Annotated in this window: 7 protein-coding genes; 2 read left to right on the top strand and 5 right to left on the bottom strand. The window is 37.5% G+C overall.

Going from position 1 to position 18,576, the window contains the following annotated elements:
- Positions 1–93: 93 nt before the first annotated feature.
- The 3 genes from blp1 to QLG01_RS16050 all read right to left on the bottom strand — a co-directional run bounded on the left by blp1 (position 94) and on the right by QLG01_RS16050 (position 11,370).
- Positions 94–9,390 (bottom strand): biofilm-associated Ig-like repeat protein Blp1, encoded by a 9,297-nt coding sequence (gene blp1, locus QLG01_RS16060; RefSeq protein ID WP_282496933.1) that lies wholly within the window; start codon positions 9,388–9,390, stop codon positions 94–96.
- Positions 9,391–9,692: 302 nt separating this feature from the next.
- Entirely contained in the window at positions 9,693–10,451 is a 759-nt protein-coding gene (locus QLG01_RS16055) for a metallophosphoesterase family protein (RefSeq protein ID WP_282496932.1), read from the bottom strand.
- Positions 10,432–11,370: a diacylglycerol kinase family protein gene (locus tag QLG01_RS16050; RefSeq protein ID WP_282496931.1), complete on the bottom strand. Its 939-nt coding sequence runs from the start codon at positions 11,368–11,370 to the stop codon at positions 10,432–10,434. Before QLG01_RS16050 ends, QLG01_RS16055 begins: the two co-directional genes overlap by 20 nt.
- 389 nt (positions 11,371–11,759) lie before the next feature.
- Here QLG01_RS16050 and QLG01_RS16045 point away from each other — a divergent pair, with 389 nt between their 5' ends.
- Complete coding sequence (locus QLG01_RS16045) at positions 11,760–13,592, top strand: phosphoenolpyruvate carboxykinase (GTP) (RefSeq protein ID WP_005307903.1); 1,833 nt, start codon at positions 11,760–11,762, stop codon at positions 13,590–13,592.
- Between the two features lie 41 nt (positions 13,593–13,633).
- Here QLG01_RS16045 and glpD read toward each other — a convergent pair whose 3' ends face one another.
- On the bottom strand, positions 13,634–15,151 hold the full coding sequence (gene glpD / locus QLG01_RS16040) for a glycerol-3-phosphate dehydrogenase (protein WP_282496930.1): 1,518 nt from the start codon (positions 15,149–15,151) through the stop codon (positions 13,634–13,636).
- A gap of 153 nt (positions 15,152–15,304) precedes the next feature.
- The gene (gene glpK, locus QLG01_RS16035) at positions 15,305–16,813 is read right to left on the bottom strand and encodes a glycerol kinase GlpK (protein ID WP_282496929.1); all 1,509 of its coding nucleotides are present in this window, start codon (positions 16,811–16,813) and stop codon (positions 15,305–15,307) included.
- 372 nt (positions 16,814–17,185) lie between these two features.
- On the opposite strand from glpK, the gene QLG01_RS16030 reads away from it, so the two are divergent.
- Positions 17,186–18,517 carry an MFS transporter gene (locus QLG01_RS16030; RefSeq protein WP_081399115.1) on the top strand — a complete coding sequence of 444 codons (1,332 nt, stop codon included), beginning with the start codon at positions 17,186–17,188 and terminating at the stop codon, positions 18,515–18,517.
- Positions 18,518–18,576: the final 59 nt, after the last annotated feature.

Below are 18,576 nucleotides of genomic sequence, written 5' to 3'. Positions count from 1 at the left end.
TTTTAACAGGTTGTGAAGAGTTTTTATTAAATTTAAAGCACAAAATAAAAGGGACTATTTTCATAGCCCCTTTTATTAAAAAAAATAACAATATTAAACAACAAGTTGTTGGTTATTTAACAATTCATCCAATGTTGTATTTACATGATTCAAAGTAATCAATGAAATACTACTAAACATTGTACCTTCACCATCTCGGTCAAGGCTAATAGTCGTGTTTCCAGCATCTTGCTCTACATTAATAAATTTCGCTAATGTGCTCACATCTTTAGAATAGTCAATTAATAGTTCACTTAAATCAATTTTGTCAGCTTGGAGGTCAGTTCTTACATCACCTAAAGTAAAATCTAACACCGTATCATGTCCATTCCCACCAGTCGCATCTTGGCTATTTAGCAATTGGAACAGAATGGTATCGGCACCTTCATTAGTCATATAGGTATCATTACCTTCACGCCCATTCAAAACGTTATTCCCAGAGTTACCTGTTAAAAGATTATCTAAAGCATTGCCTGTTGCATTCAGATGAGCAGAACCAACCAGTTCCAAGTCTTCTACATAACGACCACTTTCTAAACCTGTCGACCAATCAGAATATCCAACCAAACTATAACTCACAGAGCTAATTATTTTATCGTGTCCATCAAAATCAACATCTCGATAGCCAGATTCAACAAGTTGACTTTCCCAGTAACCGCTTTCTACGAAAACATCTTGATAATGGCTAGTATCTACCCAAATATCTTCATAACGACTTGTATCAATATAAACATCTTGATAATGGCTGAATTCAATATAAACATCTTCAAAATGACTAGTATCAACCCAACCTTCCTCTGAGCGGATATAAGTCAGTTCATAGCCTTCTTGCCATTGCTTATTTACAGCATCATAATGTTGTTCTACATATCGACTATAGTCGCTCTCTGATGTTCCATTATCTATATAAGTTATATTGCCCTGATTTATATATATTTTTTGTATAGTTGAATAACCACTTGTGATCCATTGCGTTTCATAAAATCCATCTGTTATTAATTGTTGTTCATAATATCCATCAACAAGCCATATCTGTTCATAATGACCTTCAGTGACCCATTCTGCATGGGTATAACTATTATCAATCCAGACATCTTTATATATTTCATACGGCTCAACAATATATTCTTGAACAAAATCACTTATATGATCAACTATATAAATATTATCTGTAGCATCACCTATAAACTGATCAACCGTGATCGTATGTAAGTCGCTAATCGCTTTACTGATAGTTTCACTACGATTTCCTGCACGATCAATAACAGTAATATCAAATGATGTCGCATTCTCATACATATAAGTAGAGAAAGTTCCATCTGCCATGACCATAGTATTTGTTACAAAAGGTTCTTGATCAGCAAAATGATATGTAACTTCAAGAGTAGCCTTACTTTCTGCATGCCCCGTGAGCTCGTCCCATCCCTTCATAGCAAGCTGTGTGGCTACATTCGGTGCTGTTGTATCATTTATAGCAACAACCGTTGTACTCTCACTCTCATTTTGATTGGCATCAACTACTTTTACCGTCAATGTTTCACCATGCCAATATTGTGACCATAAGTATGTTGTGAAACTTCCATCATTTTTGACAGTAGTTTGACCAACTAAATTATTATCATCAAAAATATTAACAGTTGAATATGCTTCCGCTTGTCCCGAAAGTACATTTCCATCTTCTAAGACAAGCTGAGTTGCTGCATTTGGTGCGACGATGTCTATAGGTGCGGTAATTTCGGTGTAAGTGCTTAGATAGCCATTTTGTTCCACAACAATGCGTAAGGTCTGTCCACTCACTTGAGGTGAGTACAACTGGATATTAAAGTGTCCTGTTTCATCTACAGAACCACCACCAATATAATTAGTAGATACGTTAAAAACATGTACATAACTACTTGCTACAGCAGTTCCCTCAATAAACAAACCATTTTCAGAAACAACAACATGCTCTGCTGATGGAGGTGCATTAATATCTGCATTAAAAGTAATATTCAATGGTGTACTTATATTTTTGGCTAAATCTATTACCGTGATAAATAATTGCTCTCCACGTAATATAGGTAGATAAATATTAGCATTGAAATATCCTAATTCATCCGATTGAGATTCTGCTCGTAAATTCCCATCCGCATCCATTACCTGAATGATTGCTTTTGAATCAGTGTGACCTGAAATTCCCTGACCATCATTGTTAATCACCACATCGTCAATCACTGGAGCAATATTGTCTAAAGGCGCAATAATTTCAGAGATTGGGCTATATTGATTGGTATTCTGGTCATAAACTCGAACTTGTAATATCTGTCCCTTTAGATAATAGTCATTTAACTCAATAGCAAAACTACCATCTTCGTTCACGACACTGTTCCACCCCCAATTAATGCTTTGACCATCCGCGGATGTAACAACAATCGTCATTCCTACTGTCGCCTTACCTGTAAGAATATGGCCATCAACATCCAATTTTAGCTCTGTTGCAGCAATGGGTGAGTTCGTAAATACAGGTACTAACTGATGAGCAACTTCACTTCGGTTGCCAGCAATATCTTTGACAACAATACTCAAATTTTGTGTCTGATATTGACTCAGATTGATCCATTGATAAAATTTTCCATCATATCCAACATACATTGTTGTGATAACTGCACCATATTGATCAATAATTTCAACAGTTGTATTTGGTTCAGCCTCACCAAAAAGCAATCCGTCTGAGGCTAATGTAATATTTGCAGCAGCTGGCGGTGCGACATCATCAATTAAAGCATTTTGTTTAACCTCAATACTTCGGTTACCTGCTATATCTACAACGATGAAAGTTAATTCCTCTCCATGTAAATAGACTTGATTAAAATAACCTGACACATTACCAGCACCATCTACATAACCAGAACCTATCACCTCACCCGCAGCATTTTTGACTTCAATCCGAGTATTTACTTCTGCTTGCGCCGTAAAGTTTTGACCGTGTGAGTCGAGCACAATATTCTCAATCGGATTTGGTGCGATATCATCAATCAAAGCATTCTGCTTGACCTCTGTACTACGGTTCCCCGCTCGGTCAATGACAACAAAAGTGAGCTCTTCGCCATGTAAATAGACCTGATATAAGTAACCAGAAACATTACCCATGCTATCGGTTGAACCAGATCCTACAACCTCACCAACAGCATTTTTAACTTCGATTCGACTATCTGCTTCCGCTTGCGCTATAAAGTTTTGACCATTTTCATTTAAGACGATGTTTTCAATTGGATTTGGTGCAATATCATCAATCAAAGCATTTTGCTTAAATTCAACACTTTGATTACCTGCTTTATCTATAACGATAAAAGTGAGTTCCTCACCTTTTAAATAAACCTGATTGAAATAGCCTGTCACATTACCAGTGCTATTGACATAACCATAACCGACAAACTCACCCGCAGCATTTTTGACACCAATAAAACTATTGGCTTCTGCTTGTGCCGTAAAATTTCGCCCATTTTCGTCAAAGATGATGTTTTCAATTGGATCAGGCGTAATGGTATCCACCAAAGCATTGAACTTAAGTTCGACACTTTGATTGCCCATTCGATCTATGACAACGAAAGTTAATTCTTCTCCATGTAAATAAACTTGGTAGAAGTAACCTGTCACATTACCTGCGTTATCTGCAGAACCATGACCTATTAACGCACCCTCAGCATTTCTGACTTCTATATTACTATTTGCTTCTGCCTGCGCTATAAAGTTTTGACCGTTCGGATCAAGTACAATATTTTTAATCGGATTTGGCGCAATATCATCAAATGGAGCCTTAACTGAAACAACATCACTCACATTTCCAGCTCGATCTTTAACAATAACTGTGAATTCTTCACCATGTAAATTAGAGCTACCCAAGAAAATAGTGAATGTACCATCAGCATTTACACTCTGACTCCACGTATTCACCTGTTGACCATTCTGATCAAAAATCTGGATGAAGGTATTTGGCTCAGCTACACCCGAAAGGGATGAACCATCTTCACTGAACGTGAGATTACTCGCAGCCGCGGGAGCAATATCATCAAGTGGCGCTTTTACAGTAACCGCGCTACTCAAATTACCAGCCCGATCTACTACAACCACCTTAAATTCTTCGCCATGCAAGTAATTAGTATCTAATGAGACGCTAAATGTTCCATCCCAATTAACATTATTATTCCACTGATTTACCAATTGACCATTCTGATCAAATACTTGAATCGTAGCATTGGGTTCTGCCATACCAGTTAGATATGAACCATCTTCGCTAAATACTAAATTAGTCGCATTTTCTGGTGCCGTATTATCGAGAAAGGCTGTTTGTTTTACTTCAACGCTGCGATTACCGGCTTGATCAATCACAACAAAAGTGAGTTCCTCACCTTTTAAGTAAATTTGATTCAAGTAACCCGAAACGTTACCAGCACTATCTACATAACCGATACCTACAACCTCACCCACAGCATTTTTAACTTCAACCTTGCTATTTGCTTCTGCTTGCGCTGTAAAGTTTTGACCATTTTCATTAAAGATAATGTTTTCAATCGCGTTCGGAGCAATGTCATCAATCAAGGCATTCTGCTTGACCTCTGTACTGTGGTTACCCGCTCGGTCAACGACAACAAAAGTGAGTTCCTCACCATGTAAATAGACTTGATATAAGTAACCTGAAACATTCCCCATGCTATCGGTTGAACCAGATCCTATGACTTCACCAGCAGCATTTTTGACTTCAATTTGAGTGTTTGCTTCTGCCTGAGCTGTAAAGTTCTGTCCGTTCGCATCAAGTACAATATTTTCAATCGGATTTGGTGCAATATCATCAGTTAAAGCGTTTTGCTTGATCTCTGCACTGCGGTTACCAGCTCGGTCAACGACAATAAAAGTGAGTTCTTCTCCATGTAAATAGACTTGATATAAATAACCTGACACATTACCAGCGCCATCTACATAACCTGAACCTATGACCTCACCCGCAGCATTTTTGACTTCAATTTGAGTGTTTGCTTCTGCTTGCGCCGTAAAGTTTTGACCGTTTGAGTCGAATACAATATTTTCAATCGGATTTGGTGCAATCTCATCAATCAAAGCATTCTGCTTAACTTCTGTACTACGGTTACCCGCTCGGTCAACTACAACAAAAGTAAGCTCTTCGCCATGTAAATAGACCTGATACAAGTAACCAGAAACATTGCCTGTGCTATCTGCTGATCCATAACCAATAATGTCACCATTGGTATTTTTAATTTCAATCTGGCTATTTGCTTCAGCCTGAGCTGTAAAGCTCTGTCCATTGATATCTAATACAATATTTTCAATCCGATTTGGTGCGATATCATCAGTTAAAGCACTCTGCTTGACCTCTGCACTACGGTTACCCGCTCGGTCAACTACAACAAAAGTAAGTTCCTCACCATGTAAGTAAACTTGCGGGAAATAACCAAATACATTACCTAAGCTATCGGTATAACTAGTAGTAATCTTATTTCCAGCCTGATCTAATATTTCAATAGAGCTTCCAGCTTCTGCCTGAGCTGTAAAGCTTTGGCCATCTTCATTGAAGATGATATTTGCAATCGGATTTGGTGCAATGGTATCAATTAAAGCATTTTGCTTAAATTCGATACTGCGATTACCAACTCGATCTATGACAACAAAAGTAAGTTCTTCACCATGTAAATAGATTTGATTGAAAAAGCCTGAGACATTACCAGCACTATCTGTAGAACCCCAACCCGTCTGATTACCTAATGAATCAAAAACTTCAATCTGACTATTCGCTTCTGCTTGTGCTGTAAAGTTTTGACCGTTTGCATCAAGTAAAATATTTTTAATTGGATCCGGTGCAATATCATCAAGTGGAGCTTTAATTGAAACAGCTTCACTCTCATTTCCGGCTTGGTCTTTAACAGTGACCGTGAATGCCTCTCCATGTAAATTATTGCTACCTAAGAAAACAGTAAATGTACCGTCCGAGTTTATGGTGTTATTCCATATATTCACGAGCTGACCATTATGATCAAAAACCTGAATCGTAGTATTCAGCTCTGCTACACCTGTAAGATATGAACCATCTTCTGAGAAAACTAAATTGCTGGCTGGTGTAGGAGCAACTGTATCAGCAGTAATTACAGTATCGGGGCTTACTTGCCCACGAGCATCCTTAATTGATAAGAACAACTGCTCACCATCAACAAGAGGACGGTCAAGCTGGAGTTTAAAATAACTTGATCCATTCCAGCCATTATCTTCACCGACTTTAATTTCAGCTACGACTTCACCTTTGGCATCTTTAACAATGAGAGTACTATTATTTTCAGCTTGCCCACTTATCACTCCGTCCGAAGTAAAGCTATCTACATGGGGGGCAAAAGCATAGTTAGGCGCCTGTATCTGAGCTGCTAAACTTACATTTCCATTTACATCGGTAGCCGTGACATAAACCGTCTCAGCATTAGTTAAAAACACACCTAGTTCTATCGAGAAACTTCCACTCTCGTCGGTCCAGTTATTCCAAAACCATTTATTAAGAATGTTTCCTTGTCCATCTTTAACTAAAATTTCAGAGAAAGGTTCTGCATGACCATAAACTAAATCACCAGCATCATTAAAATTTAAATCTGTTGGAACAGGTGGAGGAGTCAGATCTACAACAATATTCTGCTCAGGGCTCATCAGACCTTTATTATCAATAATTTGAACGGAAATTTGCTCTCCATCAATTAAAGGTCGGTTTACACTCAAGCTAAAATGACTAAATTCATTCCAACTATTGTCATCACCTAATGTAACCTTTCCTAATTCATTACCGTCAGCATCACGCACAATTACCGTACTATTATCTTCAGCAAACCCAGAAATTAAGCCTTCTTGTGTAATACGTTCAACATGTGGAATATAAGCAAAGTTTGGAACTTCGATTAGGACTTCACTCGTATTTTGATTTTTATCTACTACTTGTACGGTAACCGACTCACCTTCTTTTAAAAATTGGAACACAGGTAAACTTGCAAAGCCTTGTTCATCTGTAACACCGTTAGCGATTAGATTTCCTGTTCCGGAAAACACAAGAATAAGGCTGTTAGGTTCATTGACATGTACTGATAAAGTTTCGCCACTGATATCAAATTGTGGAGTTTCTAAAAATACTGCGGGCGTATAGTCTGCGGTAATATATTGTGGATGGCCTGAAACATTATCTTTATCGGTAGAGATAATAATTTGAGTACCTTCCTTCAAAGGTTGGTCGAGGGACAAAGTAAATGGTCTGACTTCACCTAATTCCATTACATTAAAAGGCGTAATACCTGAACCCTCAAATGCAATGGAGTTAAACTCTTGTAGGATATTTCCATTCTGATCTTTTACAATAAAATGACTACCTTCAGTCGCATAACCAGTGATCACACCTTCTGGACTAATTCTTGTAATACTAATAGCAGGAACTTCAGTAACTAGTCCAATTGATGATTTTTCGCTGCTGTATCCATTATAAGTAGCGACTGCATACACCTCTTGATTTGAGTTAATCGAAAGGTTTTGTAAGGTGAAGTTACCCTCTTCATTGGCTATTGTACTTGCAAGCCAATCACCATTTTTATTGTAGATATCGACTTTACTTCCTTTATGTGCGCTACCCGAAATGATAGCTCCATCTATATTATTAAAGGTTAGTGAATCTAGTGTTGGTGAATTCGGAGTATGATCTACATTATAATTTTGAATCTGTTTAATAATCGCTGTATTGCCAGCTTGATCAGTAAGGCTAATATCAATTGATATATTGGTTTGCGACTCTTCTGACCACAAGAACTCTGCTGGAATTTCAGCAACCCATTCTTGAGTTAGCTCATCAAAATGAAAGTTATAAACAACATCATTTAATGTCGTATTTATTGAAGTCAGTGAGCTATTTAAATCTGTTGGTAGATTATCTACGTCCAGTCTTATAGAAATAACTTGATCTTTTTCAACTAGACTTATTGTATTGTCTTCAGTAATCGGCTTTACAGTTACTGCAATTGCTTCAACATTTAAAGAATTATCTACAACCACTTTTTGTACAGCGGTTTCTGAGGTATTGCCTGCAAGATCCGTTACTACGGCTTTATAGAGATAAATACCATCAGCTAAATCTTTTTGTTCAGCTGTTGTTTCCTGCCAAGTTTTTCCTTCATCTTTCGAAATTTCATAGTGGTCTAGTAAAGCAGCTTGTTCGCCGATCACAATTGGTTGAGTTAGCTTCAAAGTAAAATTATTATCTTGCGTAATCCGATCCGTTGCTGAAACACCTGTATCGCTCAAATCAGATAAAGTCAGTTCACCTGCTTGCGGTGCTGTTGTATCGACAACGACTTTTTGTATAGCGGTTTCTGAGGTATTACCTGCAACGTCTGTTACTACAGCTTTAAATTGATAAATACCATCAGCTAAATCTTTTTGTTCAGCTGTTGTTTCCTGCCATGTCTTACCATCATCTTTCGATATCCAGTAAGTGATTTGGCTATTTGCTTCTTGTCCACTAATCTTTAAATCAAAAGTTTGATCTTGCGTAATCTGATCCGTTGCTGAGACGCCTGTATCGCTCAAATCAGATAAAGTTAGTTCACCTGCTTGCGGTGCTGTGGTATCCACAACCACTTTTTGTATAGCGGTTTCCGATGCATTTCCAGCTCGGTCTGTTACTACAGCTTTGTAAAGATAACTTCCATCCACTAAATCTTTTTGAGTTACTGTTGTTTCTTGCCACGTCTTACCATCATCGGTAGAGACCAAATACGTTACTCGACTTCCACTTTCCTGTCCCTCAATCTTTAAAGTGAAGTTTTTATCTTGAGTGATCTGGTCGGTTGTTGAGGCGCCTGAGTCTAAAAGATTTTTGAGAATCAAATTACCTGGCTCAGGAGGCGTCGTGTCTTTAGGATCTTTCCTTGACAATAAAGCAATTGTTCCTGCGCCTGCTAAAGCACTGACCACCCCAGTCCAGAGAGGTATAGAAGATGAAGAGTCTATAAGTTTTGGTGCATCTTTTACTTCTAAATAATTAACAGTAGTCTGTCCAGTAGTATCTTCACCTAAACTGGCAGTCCAATAACTCTGCCCTTCATTTAAAAGAATTTGCGGGTTTTCGCTAATAAAATAGTTTTCTAAAATAATTTCAGTTCCATCTTTTAGATGAATAATTGCATTATTTCCCTCTCTTGTTATTGAGGCAATTTTTTCTGGGCTTATATCGATTTTTGCGATTTCTTTAGGATCTACTACAATAGTTTTTGTCTGGCCTACATCAATATCAACTGTATTATTTTTTGAAGCATTATTTGCCATTAATGATACTTGTACCATTTATTCACCATGAAATTTTAAATATTATTAAGTTTTTCTAAAATATTAAGTCAATAGATACTCATTTTATAAAATATTATTAAATTTCACAAAATACTAAAACCCTTATTATAGCTAGTTAAAAACATGGCTTTTTATATAGTTAAAAATTTTTATGTATCCATTAATATTATTTTTAAAATGATAAAACATTTAGAATGTTTTCCTATTCCCCATATATAGAATTTAAAGCTTAGGCATTGTAATGGATAAAATTTTATCAATCTACTCTTAAATTAAATGTCTTATAGAATTGTTATAAATTAAATTAATTGAAAAATCTTTAAATCGTAATTAAACCAATAATGATTAATTCTTCCTTCATTTGAAATGACATTAAAACTATTTGGAACATGATAATGCAAGCGGCTAGATGTCGCTGTTCCTGCATGAATATCATAAATAGGGTGATCTATTTCTAATTGATAAATTTGCGTTAAATCATATACGGCTGTTTTATGAAGATGCCCATGTAACATACCAAATAGCCCTGTCTTACTCCATTTTTCGAGAGCCATTTTCCCTAATACGGGACAATCTTTAATACCATGCTCATCATCAGGCGGGGTATAAAAAGGCTGATGAAAAACAACTAATTTGATTTTATTCTCTGGCCCTTGCTGTAATCTCTCATATGTAGTTTGAATTTGCTCAATCGAAATATGTCCACGCGTATGATAACGGCGGCGTATACTGTTTACGCCAACAATATAGAAATGTTCAGTTTCTAAAGTTGGTTCAAGCTGGCCAAAAAAATATTGATAGCGAGTAAATGGTGAGAAAAAACGGTTCCAGACATGGTACAACGGAATATCGTGATTACCAGGCACAACAATATAAGGAATATTAAGACTATCTAAAAACTGACGACAATTATAAAACTGTTGATATCTGGCTCGCTGAGTGATATCTCCACTCACAACAATAACTTCAGGTTTATGTTCAGTACAAAAAAGCCGAATTGCATCTAAACAGGCCTCAATTTCTGTTCCAAAATGCAAATCAGACAGATGTAATAACATTGGGCACCATAATATTTAAAGCATTCTTTTCTACAGTGAAATTTAATGGTGTTTTCATCTCTAAAATTTCACCATCTAAAGCTACAGTAAGTTTTGATTTTTTTGCACATTCAACAATGACATGATCAGCACAAAAACTATAAACATCTTTTGTCTCTTCAACCTTTCCCTGAATCCATTGCCAAAGCATATTTAATAAGCTAAGCCTATCACTTTTTGTAATGACCACTCCAGCGACTCTCCCTTGTGCAGCACAATCAGCAATTCTTAATTTCATATCACAAAGTTGCAGTTGATTATTACCAAAGAAAATTAGTGGGGTTTTGACTGGATATTTTTTTCCATCAACTGTGACGGAAAGCTTCAAAGATTTATTTTCTCTTAATAAAACATCTAAAGCTGAGGTATAGGCATGTAAGGGTAAACGTCCTAAGTATTTATTGTAGAGCTCACGTTTTTTTATAAACAATGGATAAAGGCCTAGGCTCGCATTATTTAAGTAAATATGATCATTAATAGTCGCAATATGTACAGAACGGGGTGTACCTGTAGCAATGACTTCAGCCGCCTCTAACAAATCTAAAGGAATATCTAAAACTTTAGCGACGTAGTTAAAAGTCCCCAAAGGTAAAATTCCCATAGGAATATTGGTATGACGAAGTTTTGATGCCACTGCATTTAACGTCCCGTCTCCACCTGCTGCCACAACAACGCCTAAATTTGCGTTTTGACTATGCCGATGAATCACTTGATTCATTAAATCATCAAATGAAACATCTTCCGCTAATTCAAAAACTTGTATTTCAAAACCAAATTCGGTGAGTACAGTCATTAATTGCTCATACATATCTTCATGTTTTGAAGCATGAAAACCCGACTTCTGGTTATAGATGATAGAGAGAGGTTTTAAAGTCCGCATTTTTATTATCTTAAAGAGGATTCACCTTGTATTTTGTATAGAAAATCGCCTAATAAAAGTCTCTTTATGTAAATTTCGAATGATGATCATTTGTTTAATCAATAATAATTCTCAAGAAAAATTTAAACATCAAGTTATTGATTTTAAAAAAAATAAATAATATAAATAACACACATACAACATAAAAATGTAAAGAATAAAATACATCAAAAAACAATAAATATATGATTTAAATTAAAAAAAATAAAAAATCAAAATATCTATTTCTTATTCTTTAGTCTTATTTTTTTTATGATTTTGTGCTTTAATACAGCCACTTTTTTATTTGATCTTTCATTGTACCTCAATGAATGACTTGTACGTTGTACATATTTTGAATAGGCCTCACCATGACCACAGTGAACGCACCAGAATTCGTTCGTCATCCTAAGCTTATCGCATGGGTTGAAGAAATTGCAAACTTAACCAAACCAGCAAAAATCGAATGGTGTGACGGAAGCGAAGAAGAGTATCAACGTCTAATCGACTTGATGATCGCTAACGGCACCATGCAGAAATTAAACCAAGAAAAACATCCTGGTTCTTATCTTGCAAATTCTGACCCATCTGATGTTGCGCGTGTTGAAGATCGTACTTACATTTGCTCTCAAAAGAAAGAAGATGCTGGTGCGACAAACAACTGGGAAGAACCAGCTGTTATGCGTGAAAAGTTAAATGGTTTGTTCGAGGGATCAATGGAAGGTCGTACAATGTACGTTGTGCCTTTCTCTATGGGTCCACTTGGAAGCCATATTGCTCATATCGGTATCGAGTTAACTGACTCTCCTTACGTTGCTGTTAGCATGCGTAAAATGGCACGTATGGGTAAAGCAGTTTATGATGTGTTAGGTACAGACGGCGAATTTATTCCTTGTATTCATACCGTAGGTGCTCCACTTGCTGAAGGGCAAAAAGACGTTGCATGGCCTTGTAACCCTGAAAAATACATCGTTCATTACCCAGAAACTCGTGAAATCTGGTCTTACGGTTCTGGTTATGGCGGTAACGCATTACTTGGTAAAAAATGTTTAGCACTTCGTATCGCTTCTGTTATGGGTCGCGAACAAGGTTGGTTAGCTGAACATATGCTTATTCTTGGTGTGACTAACCCACAAGGTGAAAAGCACTATATCGCTGCAGCATTCCCATCTGCATGTGGTAAAACAAACTTCGCAATGTTAATTCCACCAGCAGGCTATGAAGGCTGGAAAATTGAGACTGTAGGTGACGATATTGCTTGGATCAAACCAGGTGAAGATGGTCGTCTATACGCAATCAATCCAGAAGCTGGTTTCTTTGGTGTTGCTCCTGGTACAAATACCAAGACTAACCCTAACTGTATGGCAACTCTTCACAAAGATGTTATTTATACAAACGTTGCGGTAACTAACGACGGTCAAGTATGGTGGGAAGGTCTTTCTAAAGAAATTCCAACTAACTTAACTAACTGGAAAGGTCAACCTCACGTAAATGGTGAAAAAGCTGCTCATCCAAATGCGCGCTTCACTGTTGCTGCTGGTCAATGCCCTTCTATCGATGCTGACTGGGAAAATCCAGCAGGTGTTCCGATTTCTGCATTTATCTTCGGTGGTCGCCGTGCAGATACGGTTCCTTTAGTTTCTGAAGCTTTTGATTGGGTTGATGGCGTTTATAAAGCTGCAACTATGGGTTCTGAAACTACTGCTGCTGCTGTTGGTCAACAAGGTATCGTTCGTCGTGATCCATTCGCGATGCTTCCGTTTGCTGGCTACAACATGGCTGACTACTTCGATCACTGGTTAAGCCTTGGTCAAGAAGTAAGTACAAAAGCTGAAGCTGCTGGTAATAAATTACCAAAAATCTTCAATGTAAACTGGTTCCGTCGTGATGCTGAAGGCAACTTCGTATGGCCTGGTTTCGGTCAAAACATGCGTGTTCTTGAGTGGATCATTGACCGTTGTGAAGGTCGTGCAAACGCTGTTGAAACACCAATTGGCCTTGTTCCAACTTACGATGACTTGAACTGGGAAGGTACTGAATTCTCTAAAGAAGAATTTGACCTTATCACAGCTCAAGATAAAGATCAGTGGGTTACTGAAATTGAAAGCCACACTGAGTTATTCAATAAACTTGGTGAGCGCTTACCAAAAGCATTAAAAGAACGTCAAGCAGCTTTACTTGAAGCTGTAAAAACTGGCTTCTAATTGCTAAATATAAAAAAGGTCGCCTTGTGCGGCCTTTTTTATTATGCGGCATCATCTTTTTGTCGACGTCCAGCCAAATAGCTTTCCAAATTTTTTACTTGTTTTTCATCAAATGCCAAACCTAACTTAGTTCTACGCCACAATATATCTTCTGCCGTATTTGCCCATTCATTTTCACATAAATACTGAACTTCAGATTCAAATAAACCATAACCAAAATCTTGCCCTAACTGCTCAAGAGCTTTTCGCTCATGCAAAATATCCCAAACCCTAGAGCCATAGGCATTTGCCCAGCGAGTAGCAAGCTGCTCGGTTATCCCTTCAACTTGGTTTTGAATCTCTATAACTAAATCTTCAAGTGTGGTCCAATTCTCCGCCCCAGGTAATACTTCATTTGCAGTCCATTCATCTCCCATATCTGTAAAAAACGGGCCAAGTTGCTCCAGAGCCGATTCAGCTAATTTCCGATAAGTTGTAATCTTGCCACCAAATACCGACAGCAAGGGAGTTGTTTTATCTTCAACTTGCAATGCCACAGTATAGTCACGTGTAACTGCAGATGGATTATCTGACTCATCATCACATAAAGCTCGAACTCCAGAAAACTGACTGACGATATCTGTACGGGTGAGCTGCTTTTTAAAATGTGAATTTGTGACTGTCAAAAGATAATCTATTTCTACATCGGTAATCTCTACCTTTTGTGGATCATCCAAATATTCCTGATCTGTTGTACCTATTAATGTGTATTGTTCTAAATAAGGAATGGCAAACACAATCCGTCTGTCTTCATTTTGCATAATAAAAGCTTTATGACAATCATAGAGTTTAGGCACAACAATATGACTTCCTTGTATCAGCCGAATTTGATATGGCGATTTTAATTGTAGGTTTTCACTAATAATTTCTTCGACCCAAGGACCTGTTGCATTCACTAAGGCTTTTGCTCGTATTTGATAAGACTCAGCCCCGCTTTGTAGTTCCAAATGCCACAGTTCTTGTTGCCTATAAGCCTTAACACATCTTGTTCGTGTTACCACCTTGGCACTCTTCTCTTTAGCTTGTAGCGCATTTAGCACAACAAGACGTGCATCATCTACAGTACAGTCCGAATATTCAAAACCACGCGTTATAGCTGGTTTTAGGGGGCTATCTTCTTTGAAATAAATAAGATTTGACCCTAATAATTTTTCTCGTTTTCCTAAATGATCATAAAAAAATAGGCCTGCCCGAATTAACCACGCAGGACGCAAATGTGGTCGATGAGGCATAATAAAACGCATTGGTTTAATAATATGTGGGGCTTTAGCCAACAAGACTTCACGCTCTGCTAAAGCTTCTCTAACCAATCGAAATTCTTTATGTTCTAAGTAGCGTAAACCGCCGTGAATTAATTTACTGCTCGCAGATGAGGTGTGACTAGCTAAATCATCTTTTTCACATAAAAATACCGATAAGCCCCGACCTGCCGCATCATTAGCAATACCGACGCCATTAATACCGCCACCAATCACGGCAATGTCATATATTTTTGAATAATCATTAGGCTGTACTGTCATTTCTCATTTTCTTTTTATTGTTGATCTTATAAAAATTAAAACATCAAATTGATGAAACAACAATCAAAAAAGTAGAATAATCAATTTTAAATAACCGAGTATTTAGCGTTAATTGATTACCCTACTATTAAATTTAACCAGTTAAAGAACAGATCAATCCTCAGCCCAACTTTGACTACGCTTAACTGCCTTCAGCCAACCTTTATAAATAACTTCAGATTGCTCACAAGACATTTTTGGTTCAAATACTTTTTCTATCGCAGACTTATTTCTTAACTCATTAAGATCTTGCCAGAAACCCGTTGCCAATCCTGCAAGAAAAGCTGCACCCAAAGCAGTAGTTTCTTTCATTATTAGGCGTTCTACTGGGGTTGATAAAATATCGGCTTGAAATTGCATCAAGAAATTATTTTCCGTTACCCCACCATCGACTCTAAGTGTACGAAGCTCTTCTTCTGCATCTTGCTGCATCGCATCAAGTACATCTCTTGTCTGATAAGCAATTGACTCTAAAGTTGCACGAATAATATGTTCTATACTTGCTCCACGAGTGAGACCAAAGATTGCCCCACGTGCTGTCGGATCCCAATAGGGAGCCCCTAAACCTGTAAAGGCAGGTACAACATATACACCATTGCTGTCTTTTACACGTGTTGCATAAAGCTCAGAGTCTTTAGCATTCTTAATTACTTTTAACTCATCACGAAGCCATTGTACGCAAGAGCCACCATTAAACACGGCGCCCTCTAAGGCATAGTTCACTTCACCATTTGCACCACATGCAATCGTCGTCAGTAAACCATGCTCTGAACGAACAATCTTTTTACCCGTGTTCATGAGTAGAAAGCAGCCTGTGCCATAGGTATTTTTTGCTTGCCCGGGTTCTATACAGATTTGCCCGAAAAGTGCAGCTTGTTGATCCCCTGCTATACCAGCAATCGGAATCCCCACTTCTTGCCCGCTAATGGTATGTGTGTATCCATAAACCTCGGATGAACTACGCACTTCGGGTAGCATTGCTCTAGGAATATCTAAAGCTTGTAAAAGTTTTTCATCCCATTCGAGCTTTTCAATATCAAAAAGCATGGTTCGCGAAGCATTGGTAAAATCAGTGACATGGACTGCGCCATTAGTTAATTTCCAGATTAGCCATGTGTCCACCGTACCGAACAATAACTCCCCTTGCTCAGCGCGCTCACGACTTCCTTTTACATGGTCCAAAATCCATTTAATTTTTGTAGCAGAAAAATAAGGATCAATAACTAAGCCAGTTGTTTTACGAATATATTCTTGCCAACCAGCTTTATGCAATTGATTACATATTTCAGTTGTCTGTCGGCTTTGCCAAACAATTGCATTGTAAATCGGCTTGCCTGTTTTCTTATCCCATACAATTGTGGTTTCCCGCTGGTTTGTAATCCCAATTGCTGCGACTTGTTCACTCTTGATGCCAGCTTGAGCTAGAGCTTCTACCCAAACAGCACTTTGTGTGGCCCAAATTTCCATAGGATCATGCTCAACCCAACCTGGCTGCGGATAAATCTGAGTAAATTCTTTTTGAGCAATACTTACAACGTTAGCATCATGATCTAAAACAATTGCTCTTGAGCTTGTTGTTCCCTGATCAAAAGCAACAATATATTTTTTCGGGCAATTTGACATCTGAATGTCCCTTTCATTATCCACACACATCTAGCCCATAATGCCAAGACATCATGCCTAACTGTATTTATTTAAAATTTTCTTTGGAATATATCATTATTTTTAAGAGATATAGGTTTTCTTGGCTTAAACATTACGCATTCTTTATCACTTTTTACTACTTGGAAAAAATAGTATGTCAAAGATTGGAGTAAGACTATAAAAATGAGCTGATCGGCCAATTTGAAATCACATGAATATTCAACTTATTCCTTTGCTTAAATAATAAACATTGTTTTACAGACATAAAAAAAATAAAGTGAAATACTCCTCTGGATAATATGTAAAAACGGAATAAAACTTCTCTTTTTTAGCATTCAACCCAAGCGAAACATGGAGCGACTCATGGTTGATCAACCTTCTACCGCAACAACTCCGCATTCTAATTTAGATACAAAAACCCGGCTAAAATCAATTTTGGGCGGTTCCGCGGGTAACCTTGTCGAATGGTACGACTGGTACGTATATGCCGCATTTACGCTCTATTTTGCTCATGCATTTTTCCCAAAAGGAAGTCAAACAGCTCAACTTCTTCAAGCGGCTGCAATTTTTGCTGTAGGTTTTTTAATGCGCCCGATCGGTGCATGGATTATGGGAATCTATTCAGACCGTAAAGGACGTAAAGCAGGTCTCACTCTTTCCGTTACTTTGATGTGTGTAGGCTCACTTCTTATTGCTGTGACACCAAGTTATGAAAGTATTGGTGTATTTGCCCCTCTTTTATTAGTTGTCGCTCGTTTAATTCAAGGTTTGAGTGTAGGCGGTGAATATGGTGCCAGTGCCACTTATTTAAGTGAAATGGCCGAAAAAAATCGGCGTGGTTTTTTCTCAAGCTTTCAATATGTCACCTTAATTGCAGGACAACTAACGGCTTTATGTGTTCTTTTAATATTACAAATGGTGTTAACCGAACAACAGTTACATGATTGGGGATGGCGTATTCCATTCTTTATTGGTGCTTTACTTGCCATTGTTGTGTTCCGTATTCGTCGTGGCTTATTAGAAACACAATCTTTTAAAAATGCCCAAGCTGAAAAAGACCAACCACAATCGGGCATGTTTGCTTTATTCAAACACTACCCTAAAGAAGCTTTTACAGTATTATTTTTAACAGCTGGCGGAACTTTAGCTTTTTATACCTATACCACTTACCTACAAAAATATTTAGTAAATACGTCCGGATTTACAAAACCCGAAGCCACTCAAATTACCACGTTAGCGCTATTTATTTTCATGTGCTTACAACCTGTAGCGGGTGCTTTGTCAGACCGAATCGGTCGAAAACCTCTTATGATTTTCTTCGGAATAACGGGTGTTTTATTCACATATATTTTATTTGATGCACTCGCAAACACGCATAACTACTGGACAGCTTTCTGGTTATGTTTTGGAGGTCTAGTGATGGTGACTGGCTACACTTCAATTAATGCTGTGGTTAAAGCAGAGCTCTTTCCTGCGCATATTCGAGCTTTAGGGGTAGCTTTACCCTACGCGATTGCCAATACATTATTTGGCGGTACAGCAGAGTTCTTTGCTTTAAGTTTTAAAGAAGCTGGACATGAATCTTGGTACTTTATTTATGTGAGTATTATGATCTTCATTTCACTTATTATTTATATTTTTATGAAAGATACTAAGCATCATTCAAAAATTAAAGAACATTAATATTTTAACAAAAGAGCTAATATCGCCAGCCGATGTTAGCTTAAATCGTGCGATTAAGC

It is taken from the genome of Acinetobacter sp. V89_4 (genome assembly GCF_029967875.1).
Classification (GTDB): Bacteria; Pseudomonadota; Gammaproteobacteria; order Pseudomonadales; family Moraxellaceae; genus Acinetobacter; species Acinetobacter oleivorans.
This window is presented reverse-complemented; position numbering and strand designations above follow the sequence as displayed.

Coding starts and splice junctions, on each gene's coding strand:
- blp1 (WP_282496933.1), bottom strand. CDS start 9,390: ATGGTACAAGTATCATTAATGGCAAATAATGCTTCAAAAAATAATACA.
- QLG01_RS16055 (WP_282496932.1), bottom strand. CDS start 10,451: ATGTTATTACATCTGTCTGATTTGCATTTTGGAACAGAAATTGAGGCC.
- QLG01_RS16050 (WP_282496931.1), bottom strand. CDS start 11,370: ATGCGGACTTTAAAACCTCTCTCTATCATCTATAACCAGAAGTCGGGT.
- QLG01_RS16045 (WP_005307903.1), top strand. CDS start 11,760: ATGACCACAGTGAACGCACCAGAATTCGTTCGTCATCCTAAGCTTATC.
- glpD (WP_282496930.1), bottom strand. CDS start 15,151: ATGACAGTACAGCCTAATGATTATTCAAAAATATATGACATTGCCGTG.
- glpK (WP_282496929.1), bottom strand. CDS start 16,813: ATGTCAAATTGCCCGAAAAAATATATTGTTGCTTTTGATCAGGGAACA.
- QLG01_RS16030 (WP_081399115.1), top strand. CDS start 17,186: ATGGAGCGACTCATGGTTGATCAACCTTCTACCGCAACAACTCCGCAT.